Source organism: Methylovorus sp. MP688, from assembly GCF_000183115.1.
Lineage (GTDB): Bacteria > Pseudomonadota > Gammaproteobacteria > Burkholderiales > Methylophilaceae > Methylovorus > Methylovorus glucosotrophus.
Genome location: NC_014733.1, coordinates 2,784,530 through 2,809,790, shown reverse-complemented (window position 1 = coordinate 2,809,790; position 25,261 = coordinate 2,784,530). Strand labels below are relative to the sequence as shown.

Sequence of the window (25,261 nt, the reverse complement as noted above, 5' to 3'; positions counted from 1 at the left end):
AGTAGGCTGTAATTCAATTGATTCATCTGACGATCAACGGTAATCCCCGGCAGTTCGATGTGGCAACCCTCACGGTGGCTGAGCTGGTGCAAACCCTGGGCCTCACGGGCAAGCGTCTGGCGATAGAGCGTAATGGCGACATCGTGCCACGCGGCCTGTTTGCCGAAACAGCCCTGAAGGACGGGGATAAACTTGAAATCGTAGGCGCTGTAGGAGGCGGTTAACGCGTTATGGATACACTTAATATTGCTGGCAAGGCTTATCAGTCACGACTGCTGGTGGGCACAGGCAAGTACAAGGACTTTACCGAAACCCGTGCGGCGATTGATGCCAGCGGTGCCGAAATCATCACTGTGGCGATCCGCCGTACCAATATCGGCCAGCATGCTGGCGAACCTTCCCTGCTGGAATACTTGCCGCCGGAAGAATTCACTTACCTGCCGAATACCGCCGGCTGTTACTCGGCGGACGATGCAGTGCGTACCTTACGCCTGGCGCGCGAGCTGCTGGATGGCCACAAACTGGTCAAGCTGGAAGTACTGGGCGACCCGACCACGCTGTATCCCAATGTCGTTGAAACCCTGAAGGCTGCCGAGACCCTGGTGAAAGAAGGCTTTGACGTCATGGTCTACACCTCGGATGATCCCATCATCGCCAAGCAGCTCGAAGAAATCGGTTGCTGTGCAGTCATGCCACTGGCCTCGCTGATTGGCTCTGGCATGGGTATCCTCAATCCCTGGAATCTGCAGATCATCATTGAAAACGCCAAGGTGCCCGTGCTGGTGGATGCGGGTGTGGGTACGGCATCGGACGCAGCCATTGCCATGGAGCTGGGCTGCCAGGGCATTCTGATGAACACCGCGATTGCCGGTGCGCACAATCCAGTATTGATGGCGAGTGCCATGAAAAAAGCCGTGGAAGCCGGGCGTGAAGCTTATCTGGCCGGGCGCATGCCGAAAAAACTTTACTCGGCGACGCCCAGCTCCCCTACCACCGGCATGATTGGATAAGCGTGGAGTCATCCCGCCGTTACCAGTTTACCGTCAGCGTGGTGAGTGCCTACTTGCCGGATCAGTCCGATGAAGCCGAACCACGCTATGCCTTTGCCTACACGGTGACCATTATCAATACCGGCACCGAAACCGCCCAGCTCATCAGCCGGCACTGGGTCATTACCGATGCCGATGAGTCGGTCCAGGAAGTGCGTGGCCCGGGCGTGGTGGGCGAACAGCCGACGCTGAAACCTGGTCAGCAATTCCAGTACACCAGTGGCACCGTGCTGCGTACCTCGGTCGGATTCATGCGTGGTAGCTATCAGCTGGTGGCGGAAGACGGCACCGAATTCGAAGCCGAGATTCCCGCCTTTACCCTTTCCACCCCCCGCGTTCTGCATTAAGGTTTACGCATGCATGCTCGTTTGATTGTTTTACTGGCTTTATTGCTGACCGCCTGCGGCAGCCAGCCGCAAAAGCCTGCTCAGCCCAGTCCCAAGCCTGCGTGCGATTGCCCCGCATTGCCGATTCCTTTGCCGGAAGAGCCCAAGCCCGCCCCGGAAAAACCAACAGCGCCCAAGATTCCAGATTACGGCCTGCTGAAGCCTTCCAGCTGGGATGCATTAAGTGCGCTTGAGCAGGACAACCTCGTGCAAGCCTGGCCTGCCTGGCTGCAGAGTTGCTCCACCCTGAAAACACGCCAGCCCTGGCAAGCTGCCTGCGCCGCTGCCCAGAACATGGTGAATCCCGATCAGGCCAGCATCCGCAGTTACTTGCAAACCTACTTTGATGTCTACCAGACCACCAATGTGGATGGCACCGAGGAAGGCCTGATTACCGGCTACTACCAGCCCTTGTTGCGAGGCAGCCGCCTGCCGACAGCCGCCTATCGCTATCCGCTTTACAGTCGGCCGGACGATCTGATTACGGTAGAGTTGACGAGCCTGTTCCCCGAGCTTGCCAACAAGCGCGTACGTGGCCGCGTGGTGGGTACCAAGCTGATTCCCTATTATGACCGCGGCGAGATTGAATCCCCGCAGGGCCCCTTGCGGGGGCGCGAGCTGTTCTGGGTGGACGATATTGTCGAACTGTTTTTCCTGCAGATTCAGGGCTCAGGCGTGATACGCCTGGACAATGGCGAGCAGGTGCATGTGGGCTATGCCGACCAGAATGGCTTCCCCTACCAATCCATAGGCAAGCTCTTGATACAGCGTGGAGAATTGACCGCGGACAAGGCGTCCATGCAGGGCATCAAAAACTGGGCGAGCAACAATCCTGACAAGTTGCGCGAGCTGCTCAACAGCAACCCCAGTTATGTCTTTTTCCGTGAATTGCCACCGGGCCTGCCCGGTCCGCTGGGCGCCTTGGGTGTGCCTATCCTGGCCGAGCGTGCGGTGGCGATAGACCCGCGCTTTGTGCCACTGGGCGCGCCGGTCTTCCTGTCTACCACTTACCCCAACAGCAGCAAGCCGCTTAATCGCCTGATGATGGCGCAAGACACGGGCGGTGCCATCAAAGGTGGCGTGCGTGCTGACTTTTTCTGGGGAGCGGGCAATGATGCGGGGCGGCAAGCGGGTGCCATGAAACAGCGCGGTAAAATCTGGGTATTGTTGCCGCATGGCTTCCCATTGCCAACGGCGGCTCCAGCACTTTAATTAGTCGGATTAATCAAAAAGCCGCTTTTAAGCGGCTTTGTTTTTTTGCGGTGTGTTTTCTGGCTACGCCGCCCAGGCGTAAGCATCCATCGCCAGAAACCCATAGGTGTGCTCGGGTTGATAACGTACCGCGGGGCCTCGTGCCGCACCCAGCGCCACAAACAGCGGCAGGATGTGATCTTCTTCCGGATGCGCCAGTACGCCATTGATCGACTGCGCACGATAATTCAGCAGAGCCTCGTCGTTCTTGTCGATAATCTTATCCCCCACCCAGTTGGCAAACTCCGTGACATAGGCCAGCGAGCTGGTGGTGCGCTGCACTTCAAACAGATGGCGCAGGTTGTGGGTGATGGCCCCTGAGCATAGCAGCATGACGCCGCTATCCTGCAGCGATACCAGCGCCTGCCCCATGCGGTAGTGGCTGGCAGGATCGCGGTGGCCCTGGATGGAAAGCTGGGTTACCGGGATATCGGCATCGGGGTACATCAGCATCAATGGCACCCAGGCGCCATGGTCGAGTCCGCGTTTGGGGTCGCGCTGGATGTTGAATTGGGCCGCCGTCAGCAACTCCACCACTTTTTCTGCCAATGGCGGGCAGCCAGGTGCCGGATAATGCATGTCATACATGGCTTTGGGGAAACCACTGAAGTCATGCAGGGTCTCCGGTTGCTGGACAAAGCTGACGCGCGGCTCTGGCGTATCCCAATGTGCCGATACCACCAGAATCGCCCGCGGACGCGGCAATGATAAGCCTAGCTGATGCAACATCTCACCGGTCTTCCCCGGTTCCATTGCGAGGGTAGGCGCACCATGTGAAATAAATAGCGTTGTCATGACCGTGTCCTGCGGCGTTACTTATAAAAAATGAATGAGGCTTACTTGCGATTATCCAGGCTGAAGCCACCCGCGCCATAAGCCACGATCAGCAGCAAACCGCCAATGATAGTGAAGTTTTTCATGAACATCACCAGCTGTATCTGATTGCTGAAATCCGTATGAAACAGCAAGGCTGCCGCCAGCGTAAAAATGGCGATACCTGCTGCGGCAAACTTTGCCTTGAAGCCCAACAGCAATGCCAGGCCCAGGCCCAGCTCTACCACCAGGGCGATCGCATAAGCCACCTCGGGAAACGGCGCCCCTACGCTGCTGATATAGCCTATGGTGGCATCGGGCGCGGCGACTTTACCCAGGCCGCTAATGATGAAAATCAGTGACAGCAATACTCGTCCAGCAAAGGTGAGCCAACGGTTGCAAGGGTTCATGCTTAATCTCCTGAGATTGTGGGATGCTGCTCAGGCATTTTAGCGGCAAAGCGAAGATGGGGGGAGATTGCAGAGGGCAACAGGGAGGTTTTCCTATCGCTGCAAAGAGTGTTGGTCAGCAGGCTGTTAAGGCAGGCAGATGTACGTCATGCAAATAAAAACGGGAGCACTTGGCTCCCGTTCATGTGATCGCAACGTTAATATTAACGATTGCAAACGTACATGGTTACTTCAAAACCGAAACGCATTTCGGTAGCTTCTGGCTTGGTCCACATAGTCGTTTCTCCTTTCGTTTAGTTTTCGTCCGATGCACTCACATGCTTCTAACGTGAGACAAACTGTACGCTCCTGTAGAACGGCTTGCATTGTGTTAGTCATGAAATGGAGCTCATGATTTTCATGAGAATCCCCTCATGATGCACGTGGAGGGTTAGTAGCCTTTGTTCTTGTCTGCAGAGTTTTCCAGGGCTTCGCCGCCCTTCTGAATGTCTTTGCCGGCACCGCTCATGGTATTGCAGGCGGTCAACAGCATGAAGGAACAGAGGCAGAGGATACTGACGATTTTATTCATGATTTATTCTCCAGTCGCGAATTGAGGGGGTATTTACACCCGCTCAATGTAACGGGACCTCTGCCGTTCAACATTCAGCGCGTGGCTGAAATCGCTGTCAGACAGCGCCTACTTTTTTTGCCACAGTCGTTGCGCTGCAAGCAGGCCAATCGCGGCAAAGACCACCAGACCCACGGCTACGGTGGAATGGATGGCAGGCATACCTTCTTTTTCCAGGATGGTATACAGGCCTACCATCAGCAGCATGCAGATATTTTCAAACAGGTTTTGCACGGCAATGGCATGCCCTGCCCCTACCGTGGCGTGTCCACGTTCTTGCAGCAGGGCATTCAGCGGCACCACATAAAAACCACCGCAAGCGCCTATCAGTATCAGCGCGGCTATCGCCAGGTAAAGATTGGACACATAGGCAAAGCCCACAATCAGTAAGCCGATCAGCACGCCAGCGGGCAAGGCACGATTCACCGAATGCAGCTGTACATAGCGGGCGGCGGCAAATGCGCCCAGCGCGATGCCGATGGCGACACCGCCACTCAGGTTGGCGGGAGTGCTGAGATCGGCAATGCCTAGCGCCACTGGCACCCAGGCCACCAGCAGAAAGCGCAGGGTGCTGCCTGCGCCCCAGAAGATGCTAGTACCAATGAGTGAAAAGCGCGCGTCCGGATTTTTCAGTAGCGTGCTGGTGGCGATGACAAAATCCCTGACCAATGCCGGCAGCGATACCCGGCTCAGGGCATGGGCGGCAGGCAGGCGTGGAATGAAGAGGTTGGCGACGGCCGCGACCAGATAACAGGCAGCAATGGCGGCCAGCGCTCCGTTGACGGAGTGATCTGCCAGCCAGCCGCCCAATACGGCGCCCAGCAGAATGGCGACGATGGTGGAGCCTTCCATCATGCTATTGGCTTTGACCAGATGTTGGGGCCCGACCAACTCGCTGAGGATGCCGTATTTGGCTGGGGAATAGGCGGCAGCACCCAGCCCGACCATGCCATAAGCCAGCAAGGGGTGCAGGCCGCACAGCATGGCAGCCGCACCGATGAACTTCATGCCATTGGCAATCAGCATCACGCGGCCTTTGGGCAACGCATCGGCCAGTGGACCGACGAAAGGGGCGAGCACGATAAACGCCACGACAAAAAACTCCTGCAGCAAGGGCAGCTGCCAGCCCGGAGCAGATTGCGATTTAAGCAGCGCAATCGCGGCGAACAGCAAGGCGTTATCCGCCAGGGCAGAAATAAACTGGGCGATGAGGACGGCAGTCATGCCGCGAGCGGGAATCGCCGATGGGGTTGAGGTGGAATGCATGCAAACTCCCTGATTTTTATGGTTGGCTTGAATGGATGGCTTAAATTGTTAAGGCTGAGTTAAGCCCGCATCGACAAAGAATGGGGCTTTATTGCTGGTCGCAGGCTTATTCGGCTCATGCTTCGGCTGCCATGGTGCGCAATGTCACGTAATCGGTTTTGCCTGTCCCCAGCAAAGGCAGGGCTTCCACGGTAATGATTTTTTTCGGCACCGCCAGATCCGGACTCCCCAGCTTGCGGGCTGCGGCCTGCAGGCTATCGCGGCTCAAGCTGCTATCGGTGCTGAACAGCACGATGTTTTCACCACGCTGCGCATCCGGCTGTGTGCTGGCGGCATGCTGATGTTCGGGCGAGGCTGCATGTGCCAGGGCCTCCACGGTTTCCAGCGACACCATCTCGCCGGCAATTTTGGCAAAGCGCTTTACCCGACCCAGAATGCGGATAAACCCCTGGGCATCAATATCCACCACATCGCCGGTGTCATACCAGCCATCCGCGGGTGTTTGCAGCACGCCTGGCTGGTCATACAGGTAATAGCCCAGCATGACGTTGGGGCCGCGCACCAGTAGGCGCCCGCCTTGCTCTATGCCAGGGATGCTTTCCAGCCGGGTTTCCATGCCGGGCAGCATGCGGCCCACGCTACCGGTCTGGTTTGCCATGGGCGTATTGACCGCCAGCACGGGCGCGCACTCGGTGGCGCCATACCCTTCCAGAATGCGAATGCCGAATTTATCGGCCCAGACTTTGCGGACTTCTTCATTCAGTTTTTCTGCGCCAGCGACTACATAGCGCAAGCGGTAGAAGTCATAGGGATGCGCGAATTTGGCATAGTTGCCCAGAAAGGTACTGGTGCCGAACAGCACCGTGCAGCCACGGTCGTAAATCACTTCCGGAATCACGCGGTAATGCAGCGGGGATGGGTAGACAAACAGCTTGCTGCCCGTGACCAGCGGCATGATGGCACCGCAGGTAAAGCCAAAGGCATGGAACAGCGGCAGTGCCATCATGAATTTATCGGCAGGCGAGAAATCGATGATGGCGGCAATCTGGGCAATATTGGACAGGATGCTGTGATGCGAATGCACCACGCCCTTGGGCTTGCCCTCTGAACCCGAAGTGAACAGCACCACAGCCGGATCGTGGGGGTTGGCATGCGGCACGGCCAGTCGCGGCAACCACAGTGCAAAGCCTATCAGCCACAGCTTGTCCCAACCGCTCAGGCTGGGTAGCAAATCCTCCAGATAGACCAGATGCACATTTTCCAAACCTGCTACCGTCTCCTCCAGCTTGGCGGCGGAGATGAATTTGCGTGAGGAGATGACGGTGCGGATATTACCGGCGATGATGGCATTCTGCAGCCCCGAGCTGCCCGCCGTGTAATTCAGCATGGCGGGCACGCGCCTGAAGGCGCTCATACCAAAGATAAGGCAGATGGTATTGGTCACATTCGGCATCAGCACGCCTACGGTTTCACCAGGGCTGGTGATCTTGGCGCTCAGGCGCCCCAGCGCCAGGCTTTTTTTCAAAAGATCGCCATACGACTCTTCAATCTGCTGCATGTCTTCCACCAGCCGCGTGCGGCGGCCATGAATGGAAATGGCATCCAGCAGCGAGCCAAACAAGGTTTTGACCGGGCGCGACTTGAACAGCATATCCTGCATGATGTCGCGCATGCCCTCGCCAGCCAGCTTGCGGCGGGCTCTGGCGTTGGCGGCTTCTGGCATAGGGAGATGCGTGGTTGGCAAAATGGTGAGCGATACCTTGGGGAAAAGCTGGCGTGGATAATTGCCACCGGAAAGGCGGCTGAAGTAACTGCGGGCGGCGCCATCCACGCGTACTGGCAGGATGGTGGCGCCGGTTTTGGCGGCGACGAAGCCCGGGCCGTCATACACTTTCATCAGGCTGCCGGTCAGGGTGATGCGGCCTTCGGGGAAAATCACCACGTTCTCCCCTGCCTCCAGCAGGCGGATGATTTTCTTCATGGCGAGTGGATTGCTGGGGTCGACCGCCAGATGCGGCACCATGCGCAGAATCAGCCGGAACAGCGGGCTCTGCAATACGGTGGTATGCACCACAAAGGTCGCCCTCAATGGCAAAAACAGCCCGAGCAGCAGGCCATCAAGAAACGATTCGTGGTTAGCCACAATCAGCAGCTTTTGCTGTTCCTGGTCTTGCGACGGCAGATGTTGCCTGCCCCGCACTTCAACCCGGAATACTATTCCGCACAGCAGTTTTAATACCTTGGCCAGCATGAAATCTCCCTTCAGATCGTAGTCTTGATGTAAGCCAGCACGCCCTCAAGCGCTTCCGTCATCATCTTTTTATTAATATGGAAAAACACTTCCTTGCCGATTTTCTCGCTTTGCAGCGCGCCTGCTTCGCGTAGTACGCGCAGATGGTGGCTCACCGCGGTGCGGCTCAAGGTCGAGGCAGCCACGATCTGGCCGATATTGAGGCGCTCATCGGGCTCAAAGGCCAGCAGTATGCGCTGGCGCTGTTCATCGCCCAGGGCGATGAACAGTTTCGAGGTATCTGCCCATTCAGATGGAATCTGCAAGATGGTTTTCATAACTAAATAATTAGTTATTTAGTTATGTTCGTCAAGTATATTATTCAAACCACCCCAATCCGCCTCTGCCAACGTTGAGATTGCCTCTGCAAGCGGCTAAGATGCTTATCTTTCATGATTTCATAGATAGCGATACCGCGTGGCACCCTTACTGCGACAATCCGAACTGTTGGACAATATAGCCCGGGCGGGCTTCAGTTTTGTGGCAGGCGAGGCCATGCAAGCGTGGTTGCTGGCGCAGGCCGAGGATGCCCTGAGTGATTGGCCTGCTTTTGCTGCCAGCTGGGAAGCCATGCCGCTGGATCAATATATGGCCGATGGTGGACGATATCGCCGCCGTCGCTATGCCACTCTCAGTGCGCCAGCGCAAGGTGGTGACATTGTGCTCGAGCCGCATCAGCCGCATTACCAGAGCCTGGACTACAACCCGCTCAATGGCGGTGTTGCGCGCGAATTTGAGCCCATACCAGCGCACATCATGCAGGGTAACAGCATGCGTAACATCCTGCGCTTCTGTCGCAAGATGTTCAGCCGCATGCTGCCTGACAAGGCCTGGCATATCGAATGCCATCAATTCCGTATTGAAGCCAGTGCTGAGCTGCATGGCAAACCAACCCCCGAAGGCATACATCGGGATGGTGTCGATTTTGTGCTGGTCATGATGGTGAAGCGCGTGAATATTTCCAGCGGCACCACCACCATGCATGATCTTGAGCACAAAACCCTGGACAGCTTTACCCTGACCAAGCCACTGGATAGCGCCATCGTCAACGACAGGCGCTGCATGCATGGCGTGACGCCAGTCGAGCAGATCGATCCGGCGCATCCTGCCTATCGTGACGTGCTGGTGGTTACCTTTCGCGCCAAATAAGCTGCCCATGCATGAACAGGCGTTAAATGGCGGCTCTGTTTACGTCATTTAACACAGTTGTGGTAGCGTATGCTGACAAAAGCCAGAATGCTGTTTGAAACTCCGGTGCTGCGGCATCGGCCATGGAGCTAAGCGCGAGCCAGTATGCAAGAAAAACCGACCCCCATCGAGATTGCCAGGCAGGCATTGATGCAGCTTGCCTCGCGCAAAGTCCCGCCTACGCCGGATAATTTCCGCACGGTTTATGACGAGATTGCCGGCGTCGTATCCACCAATGAAACCCTGGAACTGGCCCATGTGCTGGACAAGGTTCTGCACGACGCGGGCAAGCAACGCCCCAAGTACATTGCCGCCGCCCAATCCATCGCTACGCTCATCGAGAAAAAAGACTGGTCCAGGCTGGAAGACCAGCTCATCAAGCTATTGCCCTTGGGCGCAGCAGGTGGCGATGAAACCAGCTGGCCCGTGGTCATCCGCAACCTGCTGAAGCAGCTGGAAGTCAGCCACAAGGGCGTCACCCTGACGCGCAAGAAGGAAGGCCTTAACCGGGTGCTGACCAACTTCGGCAGTGATCCCGATGTCTTGCCGCAAAAGATTCAATCCCTGGTCAATTCATGGGGCCAGGGTTCGGTGGCCGATCATGTACCGGGTGATGGGCCGCAGGTGCTGGAAGGCGAAGCGGAAACCATAGGCGAAACGCCCACCCCTGCTCCCAGCAAGTCGCTGTATGGCAAAAAGCCCGCCGAATATTGGCGTGAGATGCTGGTGCGTACCATGGAGCTGGTGCTGATTCCGCAACTGCATTCCCTGCCCGAGCCGGAAGCCAAGGCCAAACAGCTGGTCAAGGATATCAATGCCGCCACCAATGAAACCCAGATCAAGCGTATTGCCGAAGAATTGAAGAGCGTGCTGTTTACCCTGGAGATGCATGGCGATCAGCAGAACCGTCTGCATGAAGCCTTGTTGCAGTTATTGCGACTGCTGAACAACAGCATGGGTGAGCTGGTGCTGGAGGATAAATGGCTGCATGGGCAGACCAAAATCGTGCAGGATATCCTCGAAAAACCGCTGGATCTTACCCGGCTCTATGACGCCGAAAGCAGCTTGAAAGAGTTGCTGTACAAGCAGGGGCAGATCAAGCCACGCCTGATTGAAGCCAAGGACTCGCTGAAGCGGATGGCCGAAATCTTTGTGGACAGACTGGCTGAGATGGACACCGATACCGGTGAGTACCAGAACAAGCTGAATGGCTATCGCGACCGCATTACGTCGACCGAAGATCTGGTGGAACTCAACTCGGTGATCGACAGCCTGCTCAACGATACCCGCAGCATAGGCCTGAGCATACAGCGTTCCAAGGATGCGCTGGTGGATGCGCAGCAACGCGCTGACGAGGCTGAGAAGCTGATTGATGAGCTGACGCGCCGTCTGGACCATATCAGCGAAGTGGCGCATGAAGACTACCTCACCGGCACACTCAACCGCCGCGGCATGGATGAAGCCATGGAGCGCGAATTTGCACGGGCCGACCGGCATGGTACGCCGCTCAGCATCGCCATGATGGATATCGACCACTTCAAGCAGCTCAACGATAACCTGGGTCATGCGACTGGCGACCAGGCCTTGATCCATCTGGTGCGCATCGTTAAATACTCGCTGCGCAATACCGATGTGCTGGCGCGCTATGGTGGCGAGGAGTTCATCATCATACTGCCCAGTACCAAGCAGGATGAGGCCATGGACATCATGAAGCGCGTACAGCGGGATCTCACCAAAAACTTCTTCATGCATCGCAACGAGCGTGTGCTGATCACCTTTAGCGCCGGGGTCGCCGAACGGCTACCGGGCGAGGGGCCGGAAACCATCGTCCCGCGTGCTGATGCCGCGCTCTACAAGGCCAAGCACAGCGGTCGCAATCAGGTGATTGGCGCGGAAGCCTTGCTGGAAGAGCCCGAGATACGTGAAATTACCGATGCCAGTGCGGCAGAGGCAAACGGTAACAATGCGGCTTAAATCCATCTCAGTCTGGGTGCTGTCAGCATCTCTGGCAATGCATGTCATGAGTGCCGCGGCGGTGGACGCAGCCGCAGTTCAGGCGGCATTCAATCAGCGTTACCAGACGTTTTTCGGGGCAGACAGCAACTCTCTGCTGCCACTGCCTGCCATCGACAAGCAGGACTGGAAGCGCATGCGTGAGAAAAAAGCCTTGCGTCCGGTGTATCAGGAGCCGGGCAAGTATTACAACAGCAAGGTGTATGTATTTACCCTGTATCAGGATGAAGACGGCGGAGCCTATTACCTCGATGCAACCGGCGGCTTCTGGGGAATGGATGAGCTGGTATACGGGCCCTTGTCTGCCCAGGATGTCGGCCTTCCCTGAATCAGGTTGATCGGCCGGATGTGAGTGCTGGCGGTATTACTCAGGCTGTCGCCAGTTCTGCAGAGGCGGCAAGCAGGGTGTAAATCTTTTCTGCCGTCACCGGTCGTGACAGCAGGTAGCCCTGAAATTTGTCGCAACCTGCCTGTGCCAGAAAATCATACTGCTCCTGCGTCTCCACTCCCTCGGCCACGGTTTGCAGATGCAGACCCTGTGCCATGCGGATAATACTGGCGGCAAGCTGCATATCATCCGTACTGTCAGGGATATCCTTCACAAATTCGCGATCAATTTTAAGCGCATGAATGGGCAGGGTTTTCAGCTTGGCTAGCGATGAGTGACCGGTGCCAAAGTCATCCAGTGCGATGCGTACGCCGGTTCTAACCAGCGTTTCCAGCGTGGGAATGGCGATATCCATTCTGTCCATCACCGCGTTTTCCGTAATCTCGATGATCAGTCGCCCTGGTGCAATGGCATGGCGTTTCAATACCTCATGCACGGTCATCACGAAATTCGCATCGCAAAAATGCCGGGCCGAGATATTCACCGCCATGCTGAGCGTGTTGTCCGGCAGCCGGGTATCCCACTCGGCAAGCTGAGCGCAGGCATGGTCCAGTACCCATTCCCCTATGGGGATAATCAATCCGGTTTCTTCTGCGCAGGGAATAAACAGATCAGGGTAAATCAGGCTGCCATCATCCTGTTGCCAGCGGATCAGACATTCGCAGCTGAAAATGGAGGGAGCTCCGCCATCTTCCCCTTTGGAGTAGATGGGCTGGTAATGCAAGACAAAGGCTTTGTCGCGTATGGCCTGTCGCAGGCGGCTTTCTGTCATCAGCCTTTCCTGCGCGCGTTGTGTCAGTTCCTCGGTGTAAAACTGATAGCGGTTACGGCCCGTATCCTTGGCGCGGTACATGGCGGAGTCGGCATTGCGTATCAACTGGGTGGCATCCTGGGTGTCTTCCGGACATACGCTGATGCCGATGCTGGCACTGATGACAACCTCACAATTGCCGCTGAGGTGAAACGGGGTTTTGAGCGCTTCCAGCAGATTGCTGGCAATGGTGGCGGCTTCGCTGGCATTTTGTAATTGCTCGATCAGCAGTACGAACTCATCGCCGCCCAGGCGCGCAAACGTATCCTGTTCGCGTATGCGGAGTTTCAGGCGCTCCACGATCGCGACCAGTAGCTCGTCCCCTATCACATGGCCCAGACTGTCATTGATATTCTTGAAGTGGTCGATATCGATAAACAGCATGCCTACCCGATTATTGTTGCGCGCACTCAAGGCCAGAGCATGGGTCAGCCTGTCCTGAAAAAGCAGGCGATTGGGCAGGCCAGTGAGAATGTCATGATGCGCCAGATGCTGGTAGCGCATTTGCCCCTCTTCTATCAACTGCTCAGCTGTCAGCAGGCGCTCACTTTCTGCAAGAAGAATGCTCTGCCTGACCATGGCCAGCGCGATGATGCTCAGGCAGGAACCCAGGGCAATGGATTTGGCGATAGGCGTTGTCGTATCCATCATCATGAAATAAATGGTGCTGATCGCGATCAGCATGGCCATCAACGGAATCGCGCGTTGTATGCCCTGGCAGATACGGATGTAGGTGTGATTGGACGATGACGTTGCCATCCAGTGCATGGCGCCAAGGCCGAGCAGCAAATCAGAAGCGGAAAAAACATGGTTGAGCAGGGAGCCGTCTATGTTTACCTGGTCGATGACATTCAGATTCCATTGCATCCAGATGCCGCCCTCCAATGCCAGCCCGCCGAGCAACAATAGCCAGCCCCACTGCAAGCGCAACCGCAAAAACGGCACCAGCAAGAGCGCAAAGCAGGCAGCACTGAGCAAGCCTGCCGGATAAAATACCAGCACCAGCAGTTGCAGGGCATTGCTATCTGACGGGCGCCCCAGATAAATAAGCAGAATGAGGCCAATGACGGCAATGGTCATCACCGCCATGTCCAGTTTGGCGGCGGTGAGTTTTGCATGGGAAAGATGCAGCTTGAGTGCGCTGAGCAGGCCCAGGATGCAGCAGGGCCCCAGCATCAGATAGAAGAAGTCAGCAGGTGCGGGAAATGGATTCCAGCCGATGGCGGACTGTATGTCCCAGCACAGCTGTCCCACAAAGTAAGAGCCTATGCCCAGCAAGAACCAGCGGCGCGGCTCACGCTGTTCTGGGTATGCCTGGCGGTAACCTATCCAGGCCAGGACCAGGGATGCGCCACTGCTGGCGGTCCAGTGCAGATTATCAAGCCAGGGCAGCCATGGCTGGGGTACAAAAAAAGAACCGATGATGGCTAACATCACCACCGTCACTGCACCAAAAAGTACTCCTTTTGCGCTGCCTGACATCATCAAGTTCTTTTTATAATTATGCTGTTGCATCATTTAACCCCAATCGTTAACAGGTGTAAACCATACCGTTAGCTGCATATGTTTATCTCTGCACAGCCTGTGGCCTGACTATCGCGTTGATGTGATGCCCTGTCACACGGAATTTCAAGCATATTTCGCTCCAGTTTCCCGTAAAATGCGTTTTTAGACCGAACGCTGCCATGACCTCTTCTACAGATTCTGCCCAATTTCCCCTGCTCAAGACCCCTTCTTTCCTGAAATTGATGGCCTTCCGCCTTTCGGTGATTTTTTCTTACCAGATCGTGGCCGTGGTCGTGGGGTGGCATATTTACCAACTCACCCGCGATCCACTGTCATTGGGTCTCATAGGCTTGGCCGAAGTGGTGCCCTATATCTGCACCGCCTTGTTCGCTGGCTACGCGGTAGACCATCACTCCCGGCGATTTTTTGGCGCCATGGCAGGGGGCGTGCTGATGTTGAATGCCCTGACGCTGGCGGCGGTATCCGCAGGCTATCTGCCGGGGAATCCCACCTACTGGATTTATGGTTCGATTGTATGTGTCGGGTTTGCCCGGGCGTTTATAGGCCCTTCCTTCAGCGCCTTGTTTGCCCTGGTGATTCCGCGTAGCGAATTTGGCCGTGCGGCCGGGGTGGGCAGTTCCATATTTCAGATCGGGCTGGTGATGGGCCCTGCCCTGGGTGGCATTCTGGTAGGCTGGACCACGGTCAGCGTGGCCTACCTGGTGTCTGCCGGATTCGCCGTGATGGCCGCGGTCGCTATCCTTAGCATCCGGGTGGTTGAGCCACCCCCGGCCGAGAGCGTGCCGGTGTTTACCAGCATAGGACAAGGCTTGCGCTTTGTTTTCAGCAACCAGATTGTGCTGGGTGCCCAGGCGCTGGACATGTTCGCGGTGCTGTTTGGTGGCGCGGTGGCCATGCTGCCTGCGTTCATACATGATGTGTACCATCATGGCCCCGAAGGGCTGGGCATATTGCGGGCCGCGCCTGCGGTCGGCGCGGTGATCATTGGTATCGTGCTGGCGCGTCATCCGCTTAATCGGCATGCGGGCAAATACCTGCTGATGGCAGTGGCAGGCTTTGGGGTCAGCATTATCCTGTTTGGGCTGACGGCGCATTTCTGGCTGGCCGCCTTTTTGCTGGCACTGTCGGGCGTCTTTGACGGGATTTCGGTAGTGCTGCGCACCACCATCATGCAGTTGATGACGCCGGATGCCATGCGTGGCCGCGTGTCTGCCATCAACGGCATCTTCATCGGCTCATCCAATGAGCTGGGGGCGTTTGAGTCCGGCGTCAGCGCACGGCTGATGGGGCTGGTGCCCTCGGTGATTTTTGGTGGCACCATGACCCTGGCGGTCGTCGCCGCCACGGCCCGCCTGGCGCCCCGGTTGCGCCGCTTGCACTTGCATGAGCTGCATTAATGCCTGCCGGAGGCATTCTCAGGCAAATAAATCTGGCAATACCCTAAAGAAATCAATTTGCTGGACGATATCAGCTTAGTTTGGCGGTTTGCTATCCGCAAATTCCAAATAAACTGCGAGTGCGCGGGAATCTTTTGATTTTCGTGTGCTCTTAATGGCGCTGAAACACAATTTCAGCCCGAGTATTAACCCGATATCCCACAAGGAATTGACATGCATGCCGCAAGTTTTGACTATCTGATCCCCGCTCCTGCGTTTCAGCCGGAGTACCTGAATGTGTTGGAAATCCCCGACCGCTTCACGCAAACCACGCTGTATAAAACCCAGCAACGCGAGCTTGAGCTACGCCGCGAAATCGTCAAGATGACGCTAGCCAGCGGCGATTGCGTCTGACATTGCTGGCGCCTGGCGCCCAATGCATGTGAGGTTTTGGCTTTTCCGCATTAAGCTCCCGGCGCATCTCTGACACCCCTGCTGTTTAATTCATGCTGTCCATGGCAGGGCTGTTTTCGCCCCGCATCTGGCCCGCCGAAATGGTCAGGTGAGGATAAGGAATCTCGATACCGACATCATCGAAAGCGTGCTTCAGGCGCTTCAGGTATTCGCGACGCACGGTCCATTGCTCCAGCGGCAACACCTTGAAACGGCATTTGATGATCACCGCTGAATCATCCCAACGATCCACCCCGGCCATCTCCAGATCATCCAGTATTTTCTGATTAAAGTCCGGGTCCGCTTTCAGATTATGCGCGACTTCGCGCATCAGCGTCATCACGGTTTCCACGTTTTCGCGGAAAGCCACGCGCACATCAATCACGGAAAAAGCAAAGGTGCGGCTCATATTGGTCACGGTGGAAATAACGCCGTTGGGAATGAAATGCACATTGCCATCATAGTCGCGCAGCTTGATGTAGCGTAGCGTCACTTCTTCCACAAAGCCGCTTTTACCGCCGGCATCCACCACATCCCCCTGCCGGATCTGGTTTTCCAGCAGCAGGAAAAAGCCGGTGAAATAATCCTTGATCAGGCTTTGTGCGCCAAAGCCCACTGCCACACCTACCACCCCCGCAGCCGCCAGAATAGGCGCAATGGATACGCCGAGCTCATTCAGTATCTCCATGATGGTGATCACGGAAATCAGCACGGTGGCAATGTAGCGGAACACGCGCCCCAGGGTTTGCACGCGCTTGATCTCTTCCGGGTTATCCTGCGCATGCGTGAGCAGGTGCGTTTTCAGTGCCAGCAGCATGCGGTTGATGACGCGCATCGCCAGCCAGGCGATAGCCAGTATCAGGACAATCTTGAGAAATACCTTGGCGATCTCCCAGAATTTCTGAAAGTCTTCAATGCCAAGCTGAATGAGATAGTGTTCCATGGTGTCTCCTGTTGCATGTGTTGGCGGGCGATGATCAGCATGGTGTGCCATCATCAGGCCGCCGGGCGGTGTGGTTCAGGTCTTGAACCAGCACGCGGTGAGTGGCGGGATGAGCAAACTGTCTTCAGCACATGAATAGCTATCTGCCGAGATCGTCTCTTGCACGGTGCCGTGGGTGAAAAAACCGGCGCGCCGCAGTTGCTCCAGCGGCATGGCTTGGGCGTTATGGTCAAAGTTGTTGACCACCAGCACACGGGCCTGGCTGTTCAGCGGGTCAAAGCGCGAATACACCAGCAGATGCGGGTTTTCCAGCTCAAACAGTTCCCGATTGTTCAGATCGGCCAGCGCGGGTAGTTCCTTGCGTAGCGCAATCAACTTTTTCAATCCATTGAAAATCCGATATTCCACCGTGCCCGGCTGCTGGCGCAGTTCAGCCTTTTCCCAGTTCATGCGGGGCCGGTGTACCCAGCGGCTGTCGTTGTATTTGAGTTCGTCTTCCAGATACGAGGTATCGTTAAGCGTGCCCAGTGGGTCCGCGTAATACAGCAAGGGAATGCCGCCGAAAGACAGGATGATGCTATGCAACAGCAAGATGGTGCGTATGCTGGTATCAATCGCGGTCTCGTCCTGGCGGTTCAGCGCGGTTTCCAGCCCGGCCAGGGAGGCAAGCGAGCCGGAAATGCGGGCATCGCCGGTTTTATCGTTACGGCCAAAGGCGACGCCGCGGGCGATGGAGTCGTCACGGTTGCCGGTGTAATAATCGATCAGGAATTGCCGATGCGCCCAGGGTTCATAGCCTGCCTGACGGATATCGTTATCATCAAAGCCCAGGCCGATGTCGTCATGGCAGCGCAGATAGTTAAGCCAGGTAGCGCGTTCCAGCTTGTTGGGAATATTGCGTATGCCCTTGTTGAGCAGCGAGGCTTTTTTGGTGGCAACGCCTTCCCACAGTAGCGCCATCAGGGTGGCGTTATAGGCAATCTCGCATTCCTTGGCATTGATGGCATCTTCGCCAAAGTACTTGATCACTTCGGGTGGCGCCACAATCGCTTCCGCAATAAACAACACGCCGGGAGCCGTTACCTGGCAGCAATCCTTCATCAATTGCAGTATCAGGTGGGCCTCGCGCTCATTCTGGCAACTGCTGCCGATTTTTTTCCACAGGAAGGCCACGGCATCCAGCCGCAAAATATCCACGCCATGATTGGCCCAGTACAGAATGATGTCGATCATCTCGATCAGCACTGCCGGGTTGCGGTAGTTCAAGTCCCACTGGAACTGGTTGAATACCGTCATCACCCATTTATTGGCTTCGGCATTCCAGGTGAAATTGCCGGGCGCTGTTTCGGGGAAGACCTCCAGCATCGATTCTTCATATAAATCCGGCAACTCGCGGTTGTCGAACATGTAGTAGTAATCCTGGTATTTGGGGTCGCCCTGCCGTGCCTTGATCGCCCATTCGTGCTCGTCCGAGGTGTGGTTGACCACCACATCCAGCGCCAGCAGCATGTCACGCTTTTTCAGGTTGCTGATCAGGGCATCGAGATCGGCCAGCGCGCCATAGCGCGGATCCAGCTGGCGGAAATCGCGCACGGCATACCCGCCATCGCTCTTGCCTTGAGGGCAATCCATGATGGGCATGATGTGCAGCAGATTGATGCCGAGGTCCTGCAGGAAATGCAGATGACGCTGTACGCCCTGCAAATCACCGGCGAATTCCTGACAATACATGGCGAAGCCCACCCATTTCTGGCTCAGGAACCAGGTATGGTCTTTTTCCCGCGCCAGATCCTGCTCGCGCAGATGCGGTGCACGATTCAGGTATTGCCGCGTAAGGGTTTCCACCAGCTTGCCCAATTGCTGTTTGTAATCCGGCCGTTCGCCATACAAGGTATGAAACAGCGAATAAATGGCGTAAAAATTGGCGCCCAGCCGGATATAGAAATGCTGAAGATTGTGTTTCTTGATCTCGGGCTTCAGGCCGATCAGGATGTCATTCAGCAGGGAATGCGAGACCTGCTCATACATGGGGCACCTCGCTCTCTTCCGCATCCGGGATTTGCGGGGTTGTGCTGATGGGGATGCCCAGCAGGCCATAATGACTCAGCCCTTCCAATATGCCGGCGGCAAAATGCCTTGAGGCAAAATACACGCTGTGCATGCCTTTCAACGTCTGCAGTTCGGGGCTGTAATTGCCGACGACGATGGCCTGGGTATTGCCGACCAGCATCTCCTGATCATTGCCGGAGTCGCCAGCCACCAGGAAGTTTTCCAGCGGCAAGCCCCACTTGTAGGCCAGGTAGCGGATGGCATGCCCTTTGGAAGCACGAATAGGCAAAATGTCGAGAAACTCCTGGTGCGAATAGATTAATTGTGCCCGCAACTTGCGCTCGCCCAGCAGGCGGTACAACTCCTTGATGGTCGGCATGCGTTCGGGGTCCACGATATAGCTCAGCTTGAATTCGCGCTGGTTTTCCGGGGCTTGTAAGGTAAGGCCGGGGATGCCGGTGAGGGCTTGTTGCAGATCATCGCGGCGCCACATATGGCGAATATGGTTGGCCCAGCCCATATCCGGAATCAGCTTGGCGCCATAATGAATCTCGCTGCCAACCGAGGTAATCAGGATTTCCGGCTGCGGCACCTGCCATTTTTTCAGGATGGCAATCGCGCTTTCAACTGGCCGTCCGGTCGCAATGCCAAACGCCAGCTTGCCCTTGTTGCGGCTCAACCACTGCATCAGCTGCTGCAGCGAGGCACGCTCGCCCAGCAGGGTGTTATCGATATCGCTGATTAGGGTGCGCTCGACCAGGGGCATTTGCGATTTGCCAGAATCCAGCAGCAGCGCGTGATGACGGCGCACACCTTTACGATTGCGGCGCAGTACCTGCCGTATCTCCTTCATGTACTTGGCAACATGCGCATCCCAGCTGTAATGGCGTTTGACGCCGAGCAGGCCATTCGCCGACCAGGCGCGCCATTGCTTGCGGTCTGCCAGTGCGGTGGTCAGCGCCTGGCCTATCGCCTCGCATTCCAGGGTATTGGCCAACAGGCCATTGCGGCAATTGCGCACGATATCGCGCGGGCCGCCGTCATCCGGTGCCACAAAGGGCAGGCCACTGGCGGCGGCTTCAATCAGGGTCAGGCCAAATGGCTCGGTCAGGGCGGAGTTCACAAATACACCGCGTCTTCTGGCGGCCAGCCGGTAAAGCTCGGGAATCGCATCCTGCGATATCTGCTTGGGAATGGCGACCTTGCCCCACAGGTCATACTTGTCGATATCCAGCAGCAGGTTTTGCATGACCTGCTGCTGCGACTCTTCCATGGCGCGTATATCTTCACGCGTGCCGGCGACGATCACCAGATTGGCCCTTTCCTGCAGTTCCTGCGATTGTCCGTAGGCATTGACCAGGCCCTTGAGGTTCTTGCGCAGGTCGGGGCGGCAGATGGCAAGGATGATAGGCTTGTCCGGGGCGCTGAGAAAACGGTCTATCTGTTGCTGCGGGTCAGATTGAATCTTGCGCCTGCCCGGGGGTGAGAAGCGTTTGGTGTCGGTGCCCGGGGGAATCACCACAAAGCGTTGCTGGGCAACGTTGTGATAAATGCCGTACTGCGAGTCGATCTCCTGGCGCGTGCTGGTCACCACAAACGCGGCGTGCTTGAGAATGTCTTCTTCAACCCCAATGCGGCGCTCCAGATTGAACTGGCGTTCAATGGCGTGCTGCTTGCGGCCACTTGCCAGCAGGCGTTCACGTTTGGTGCGGCCCAGCGAATGACCGGTATGCACCTGGGGAATCCCCAGCAGCAGTGACAATTGCTGGCCGACATAGCCAGCATCGGCATAGTGGGTATGGATCAGATCAGGCAGGCGGCCCTGTTGCCGCAGGTAATGCAGACAACGATCCACCAGCTCATCCAGATAAGGCCACATGAGCTCCTTGCGCAGATAGCGCTTGGGGCCAAAGGGCAGGCGGATAATGCGGGCACCTGCCGAGAGCACTTCTTCCGGCTGCGCATATTCGGGCGAGACCGCAGGGTCAAGGATGGCACGGGTCAGCAGATCGACCTTGCCGATCTCGGGGTGCGCAGCAAGCGTGCGCGACAGCTCCACCACATAGGTGATCTGGCCACCGGTGTCGGCATCGCGGCCCAGCTCCAGGTCGTAACCTCTGATCAAGCCATGCAGGCTGATCATCAATACATACAGCGGGCTATCGCTGGCGGTGATCATGATAGCCACTCCTGCACAAAGGGCTGGTAAAACGCCAGGTCATGCGGCGCAGCGCCACGGATGGCACAGAGCGCGCTGGCAAACTGGTTGGCGCGGGTGAGGGTGAGGCTGGCTTCCCATCCCTGCAGATGGCCCAGTATATAGACGGCGGCAAAGGCATCGCCAGCGCCTACCGTATCCTGCAAAGGCTGCGCCATGGCTTGTGGCCCGGTTTCCTGCAACTCACCGCTGGCATTCAATTGCCACGCGCCCTGCTCGCCGCGTGTGATCACCACCAGTTTGAGATTGAAGCGCTTGAGCATCGCCATTGCCAGCTCAGGCAACGACTTTCCGGGCAGGCGCAGCAGCACTGCCAGCGCGCCCAGTTCGTCTTCATTCATCTTGACGATATCGGCACGCAACAGCGAACGTCGCACCGTATGTTTGTCATACCAGGGCGCACGCAGGTTGAGATCAAGAAAGCGCGGGCTGCGGGCGTCGTTGAGAAAATTATCCAGGGCAAGGCGCGACTCCATATTGCGCTGGGCCAGCGTGCCAAAGTAGACCAGGTCAGGCTTGATGGACATGGTCAGCATGTGCGTCACACCCGCGTGGATATAGTCGTATGCCTGATAAGGCAGGATTTCAAAGCGATGACCACCGGCATCCATATGCACAGTGACCTGGCCGGTGGGATATTGGGGATCGCACTGGATACCCGAGGTATCCATGCCGCGGGCGTTCATCTCGGCCAGCAATTCTTCGCGCAGGGCATCGTTTCCCGTGCGGGAAATCATCACGGGGTTGAGACCAAAGCCCTGCAGATGCCGCGCCACATTGAAAGGAGCGCCGCCGAGAATAGGGCCATCAGGAAAAACATCGGCTAATACTTCGCCAAACAAGGCAACGCATGAGCCCATGTCTTTATGGTGAGGTTGTAATTGCAATGGAGTTCCCTTTTGCTGTTGTTTTTAAAAGATAATCTACATTCAGCCACTCCTGACATGGTGGGATGGTCAGGGTGTTGTAAGTTTCCCCTGTTACCTTTTAGTAGGCTTTTGGGCGGCAAAGTTTCGATTTTTTTTAAAAGCAGGCAACACGAACCCAAGCTCGCAAACGAATATGGCGCCATCTGCCACTAAGTGATGATTACTTTTTTTAACATTACGCTATTACGCTTGATGTTAAGCTTATGGTCGTTCATGCAACCATCTCGGGTGGCATGGCTCCAATATGGCGATTTAGACCAGCATCAAGCTCACAAGAACCCGTGTTGATTAACAAACAGCCCTCTTCGCAACTGCCCACCTCTGCCGCGGCCGCTTTTTCCTGGGATAAACGTCCCAAGGGTGATCGCATGCTGCAGATTCGTATCAGCCGCAATACGCTGATCGCGATTGTGATTTCGCTGCTGATACACGCGATTCTGCTGTTTACCGTCATCATTCATCCCCTGGATTCGGGCCCGGAAGCGGAGCCTGCCGAATCCAGCCAGATTGTGATGCAGCTGGGCCCCAAGGCGGCGCCCAAAGCTGCGGAGACGCCGCAACCCAGTACGCAGGCGGAGCCTGAGCCCGCCCCGGCGCCCAAAGCACCCCCCAAGGCTGTCAGCAAACCGGTAAGCAAGCCAAGCAAACCCACATCGCCTCCCGTCATGGCGGCGCAGCCGCCTGCACGCAATCAAGCTCCAACTCCGCTGGATAGGCGCGTTCCACCCCAGCCTGCGCCGGAGCCGGATATGTCGCCTCCGCCGACCGACATGATGAGCTACGTCAAACAGCAGCAGGACAGGCGACGTGCGCAGGGCGATCCTTCCATCCTGAATGAAGACGCCGCGGCCAAGGATCGTGGACCGACAGCGGACGAGATTCGCGAGGCCAATATTCAGCGCAACCTGAAGGAAGCCGGCGGCGGTGTGTTCCAGATTACCCAGATGAGCTCACGCGGAGCCAAATTTGTATTCCGCGGCTGGCGCTACTTCAGCAATCCGCGCACCGAATATATCGAGGTGGAAGCTCCACCTGATGGCGATATCCGCCGGGCGGTGGTCAAGCGTATGATCGAGATTATCCGGCGTGATTACAAAGGGGATTTCACCTGGGAGTCCAAGCGTCTCGGGCGGGTGGTGACTTTGTCTGCACGTCCCCAAGACAATGATGGCCTGGAAGATTTTCTGATCAAAGATTTCCAGTGGTAGCCCGCGGCAGAGCCATGATCTGGGGCGCCCTGCTATTCATCGTTCATAATCCTTGAATTAGATGCGAACCATTTTTAATGATGAGACTCCCTTATGTTGGGGAATCACTTTTTAGTGAAGCATCATCAATAAAAAAACGGGAAGACAGCAGAGTAAGGCTCTGCGAGTGCTTTGCCTGGCGGGCTGGTCAATACAGGCTTTTTTGCATGCAATGGGATCCTTCACCGATAAAATGCGGCCCCGCTTACCGCACTGTAGCTGATTTTCAATGCAGTGATGTTCAATAACAATCTTCACAAAAAACTGCGCTATGGACCATAACATCACTCTCATCTCCACCGTTGCGGCGGGCTTCGGCCTGGCGCTGGTGTTCGGCTTTATTGCTGAAAAAATCAAGTTGCCCGCTCTGGTGGGCTATCTATTGGCCGGTATTCTGATTGGCCCGGCCACGCCCGGCTTTGTTGCCGATACCGGCATCGCTTCCCAATTGTCTGAAATCGGCGTCATGCTGCTCATGTTTGGCGTGGGCCTGCATTTCTCGATTGCGGATCTCATGGCGGTCAAACGCATTGCCTTGCCTGGTGCGGTCGTGCAAATGACGCTGGCAACCGTACTGGGCGCCAGTGTGGCCTATTGGTGGGGCTGGACTCTGGGCGAGGGGCTGATTTTTGGCCTGGCGCTGTCCTGTGCGAGTACGGTGGTACTGCTAAAGGCGCTGGAAGCGCGGGGCATCGTCGACAGCATGAACGGCAAAATCGCCGTGGGCTGGCTGGTAGTGGAAGACCTTGCCACGGTCCTGGTCCTTGTATTGATGCCTCCGCTGGCCGGCATACTGGGCGGTACCGCTCAGGTGGAAAGCGCCGCCCCGCTTTGGCAAACCATAGGCTTTACCCTGTTGCAGGTTTCATTTTTTATTGCATTCATGCTGGTGGCCGGCAAGCGTTTGTTGCCCTGGTTGCTGTGGCATGTGGCAAAGACCGGCTCACGTGAGTTATTCACCCTGGCGGTGATTGCGGCTGCCATCAGCATTGCGTTTGGCGCAGCCAAGCTGTTTAGTGTGTCCTTTGCCCTGGGCGCTTTCTTTGCGGGCATGGTGATGCGCGAATCCGAATTCAGTCATCGTGCCGCAGAAGAATCTCTGCCCTTGCGCGACTCGTTTGCCGTGCTGTTTTTTGTGTCGGTCGGCATGCTGTTTGACCCCGCGATTCTGGTCAAGGAGCCATTCAGCGTGCTGGCGGTGGTCGCGATTATTATTGTCGGCAAATCCATTGCCGCCATGGCGATCGTGCTGGCATTCCGCTATCCGCTGAATACGGCGCTGACGGTGGCTGCCAGTCTGGCGCAAATTGGCGAGTTTTCTTTCATTCTCGCCGGGCTTGGCATGAGTCTGGGTATCCTGCCCGCCGAGGGCATGAGCCTGGTATTGGCGGGGGCGCTGATTTCGATTGCGCTCAATCCTCTGGTATTTTCTCTGGCAAAACCCATCGAAAAATGGCTGCTGAGCTTTTCAAAACTGGCGCGGCATCTCGATCGCCGTACCGACCCGTTTGCCGAACTGCCCATGAGCACCGAACGCAAGCTGCTTGAAGGCCAGGTGGTGCTGGTGGGTTATGGCCGTGTCGGGCGGCGTATTGCCCAGGCATTGACCGAGCAAGGCATACCGTTTGTGATTGCCGAGCAGAACCGCGAGATTGTGGAAGGTCTGCGCAAAAAAGGCATGGCTGCCGTGTCGGGCAATGCCGCAGATCCTGCCGTTCTGGTGCAGGCGCATATTCAGAATGCGTCCATGCTGGTGATTGCCACGCCGGAAACCATCGATTTCCGCAAAATGTCCGAGGCGGCTTCCACCTTGCAACCCAGCATTGAAATTGTGGTGCGCACCCATAATGAAGAGGAATCTACCCTGCTCAGAAAAGATGGCGTAGGCACAGTGTTCTATGGCGAGGAGGAGCTGGCGAAGGGCATGACCAAGCACATACTGGATCGTTTCGTGCAGTCCTAGCCTTACGTAGCTTTCGCCCATAAAAAAACGGAGGGAAACCTCCGTTTTTTATTCTCATCAGGCGCTACAAGCGGGCGCCTG

At 56.5% G+C, this 25,261-nt stretch carries 23 protein-coding genes; 11 read left to right on the top strand and 12 right to left on the bottom strand.

The genetic code is table 11. From position 1 onward, the window contains the following. The first annotated feature begins 17 nt into the window (after positions 1-17). Genes thiS through MPQ_RS13265 form a run of 4 tightly spaced genes read left to right on the top strand, consistent with a single transcriptional unit; the run spans position 18 to position 2,647 of the window. Positions 18-224 (top strand): sulfur carrier protein ThiS, encoded by a 207-nt coding sequence (gene thiS / locus MPQ_RS13280; protein ID WP_013443485.1) that lies wholly within the window; start codon positions 18-20, stop codon positions 222-224. 6 nt (positions 225-230) lie between these two features. Then, complete coding sequence (locus tag MPQ_RS13275) at positions 231-1,010, top strand: thiazole synthase (protein ID WP_013443484.1); 780 nt, start codon at positions 231-233, stop codon at positions 1,008-1,010. Positions 1,011-1,012: 2 nt separating this feature from the next. After that, entirely contained in the window at positions 1,013-1,396 is a 384-nt protein-coding gene (gene apaG / locus MPQ_RS13270) for a Co2+/Mg2+ efflux protein ApaG (RefSeq protein ID WP_013443483.1), read from the top strand. Between the two features lie 9 nt (positions 1,397-1,405). Then, complete coding sequence (locus MPQ_RS13265; RefSeq protein WP_013443482.1) at positions 1,406-2,647, top strand: murein transglycosylase A; 1,242 nt, start codon at positions 1,406-1,408, stop codon at positions 2,645-2,647. 63 nt (positions 2,648-2,710) lie between these two features. On the opposite strand, the gene MPQ_RS13260 is transcribed toward MPQ_RS13265, so the two are convergent. The 7 genes from MPQ_RS13260 to MPQ_RS13235 all read right to left on the bottom strand — a co-directional run bounded on the left by MPQ_RS13260 (position 2,711) and on the right by MPQ_RS13235 (position 8,353). Continuing rightward, a complete protein-coding gene (locus MPQ_RS13260) occupies positions 2,711-3,481 on the bottom strand; it encodes a class III extradiol ring-cleavage dioxygenase (protein WP_041362460.1) in 771 nt (256 codons plus the stop codon). A 41-nt stretch (positions 3,482-3,522) separates the two neighbouring features. Then, positions 3,523-3,909: a DoxX family protein gene (locus MPQ_RS13255; RefSeq protein ID WP_013443480.1), complete on the bottom strand. Its 387-nt coding sequence runs from the start codon at positions 3,907-3,909 to the stop codon at positions 3,523-3,525. 203 nt (positions 3,910-4,112) lie between these two features. Beyond that, entirely contained in the window at positions 4,113-4,184 is a 72-nt protein-coding gene (pqqA, locus tag MPQ_RS13780) for a pyrroloquinoline quinone precursor peptide PqqA (RefSeq protein ID WP_013440845.1), read from the bottom strand. A 155-nt stretch (positions 4,185-4,339) separates the two neighbouring features. Continuing rightward, positions 4,340-4,480, bottom strand: a complete 141-nt coding sequence (locus MPQ_RS13775; protein ID WP_013443479.1) for an entericidin A/B family lipoprotein — start codon at positions 4,478-4,480, stop codon at positions 4,340-4,342. 108 nt (positions 4,481-4,588) lie between these two features. Beyond that, entirely contained in the window at positions 4,589-5,785 is a 1,197-nt protein-coding gene (gene lplT, locus MPQ_RS13245; protein ID WP_013443478.1) for a lysophospholipid transporter LplT, read from the bottom strand. Positions 5,786-5,900: 115 nt separating this feature from the next. Continuing rightward, the gene (aas, locus tag MPQ_RS13240) at positions 5,901-8,036 is read right to left on the bottom strand and encodes a bifunctional acyl-ACP--phospholipid O-acyltransferase/long-chain-fatty-acid--ACP ligase (RefSeq protein WP_013443477.1); all 2,136 of its coding nucleotides are present in this window, start codon (positions 8,034-8,036) and stop codon (positions 5,901-5,903) included. A gap of 11 nt (positions 8,037-8,047) precedes the next feature. Next, positions 8,048-8,353, bottom strand: a complete 306-nt coding sequence (locus tag MPQ_RS13235; RefSeq protein ID WP_013443476.1) for a helix-turn-helix transcriptional regulator — start codon at positions 8,351-8,353, stop codon at positions 8,048-8,050. Positions 8,354-8,492: 139 nt separating this feature from the next. Between MPQ_RS13235 and MPQ_RS13230 the strand changes: the two genes are divergently transcribed. The 3 genes from MPQ_RS13230 (at position 8,493) to MPQ_RS13220 (ending at position 11,604) form a co-directional block, all read left to right on the top strand. Further along, complete coding sequence (locus MPQ_RS13230; RefSeq protein ID WP_041362458.1) at positions 8,493-9,224, top strand: 2OG-Fe dioxygenase family protein; 732 nt, start codon at positions 8,493-8,495, stop codon at positions 9,222-9,224. A 144-nt stretch (positions 9,225-9,368) separates the two neighbouring features. Beyond that, complete coding sequence (locus MPQ_RS13225; protein WP_013443474.1) at positions 9,369-11,237, top strand: GGDEF domain-containing protein; 1,869 nt, start codon at positions 9,369-9,371, stop codon at positions 11,235-11,237. Between the two features lie 46 nt (positions 11,238-11,283). Next, a complete protein-coding gene (locus MPQ_RS13220) occupies positions 11,284-11,604 on the top strand; it encodes a hypothetical protein (RefSeq protein ID WP_013443473.1) in 321 nt (106 codons plus the stop codon). 40 nt (positions 11,605-11,644) lie between these two features. Here MPQ_RS13220 and MPQ_RS13215 read toward each other — a convergent pair whose 3' ends face one another. Further along, a complete protein-coding gene (locus MPQ_RS13215; RefSeq protein ID WP_238525320.1) occupies positions 11,645-13,909 on the bottom strand; it encodes a bifunctional diguanylate cyclase/phosphodiesterase in 2,265 nt (754 codons plus the stop codon). A 251-nt stretch (positions 13,910-14,160) separates the two neighbouring features. Between MPQ_RS13215 and MPQ_RS13210 the strand changes: the two genes are divergently transcribed. Together MPQ_RS13210 and MPQ_RS13205 are read left to right on the top strand one after the other, a co-directional pair. Next, on the top strand, positions 14,161-15,399 hold the full coding sequence (locus MPQ_RS13210; protein WP_015831206.1) for an MFS transporter: 1,239 nt from the start codon (positions 14,161-14,163) through the stop codon (positions 15,397-15,399). 213 nt (positions 15,400-15,612) lie between these two features. Then, entirely contained in the window at positions 15,613-15,792 is a 180-nt protein-coding gene (locus tag MPQ_RS13205) for a hypothetical protein (RefSeq protein WP_013443470.1), read from the top strand. 85 nt (positions 15,793-15,877) lie between these two features. Here the strand turns inward: MPQ_RS13205 and MPQ_RS13200 are convergent, their stop codons facing one another. From MPQ_RS13200 to MPQ_RS13185, 4 genes are all read right to left on the bottom strand, one after another. Next, positions 15,878-16,774, bottom strand: a complete 897-nt coding sequence (locus tag MPQ_RS13200; RefSeq protein WP_013443469.1) for a mechanosensitive ion channel family protein — start codon at positions 16,772-16,774, stop codon at positions 15,878-15,880. A 75-nt stretch (positions 16,775-16,849) separates the two neighbouring features. Beyond that, a complete protein-coding gene (locus tag MPQ_RS13195; protein ID WP_013443468.1) occupies positions 16,850-18,802 on the bottom strand; it encodes an alpha-amylase family protein in 1,953 nt (650 codons plus the stop codon). Beyond that, positions 18,795-21,002 carry an HAD-IIB family hydrolase gene (locus MPQ_RS13190; RefSeq protein WP_013443467.1) on the bottom strand — a complete coding sequence of 736 codons (2,208 nt, stop codon included), beginning with the start codon at positions 21,000-21,002 and terminating at the stop codon, positions 18,795-18,797. Before MPQ_RS13190 ends, MPQ_RS13195 begins: the two co-directional genes overlap by 8 nt. Then, positions 20,999-21,901 (bottom strand): carbohydrate kinase, encoded by a 903-nt coding sequence (locus MPQ_RS13185; protein WP_013443466.1) that lies wholly within the window; start codon positions 21,899-21,901, stop codon positions 20,999-21,001. The genes MPQ_RS13190 and MPQ_RS13185 overlap by 4 nt, the downstream gene beginning before the upstream one ends. 350 nt (positions 21,902-22,251) lie before the next feature. Between MPQ_RS13185 and MPQ_RS13180 the strand changes: the two genes are divergently transcribed. Then, entirely contained in the window at positions 22,252-23,178 is a 927-nt protein-coding gene (locus MPQ_RS13180; RefSeq protein WP_013443465.1) for a hypothetical protein, read from the top strand. 310 nt (positions 23,179-23,488) lie between these two features. Then, positions 23,489-25,180 carry a YbaL family putative K(+) efflux transporter gene (ybaL, locus tag MPQ_RS13175; protein WP_013443464.1) on the top strand — a complete coding sequence of 564 codons (1,692 nt, stop codon included), beginning with the start codon at positions 23,489-23,491 and terminating at the stop codon, positions 25,178-25,180. Positions 25,181-25,261 lie beyond the last annotated feature (81 nt).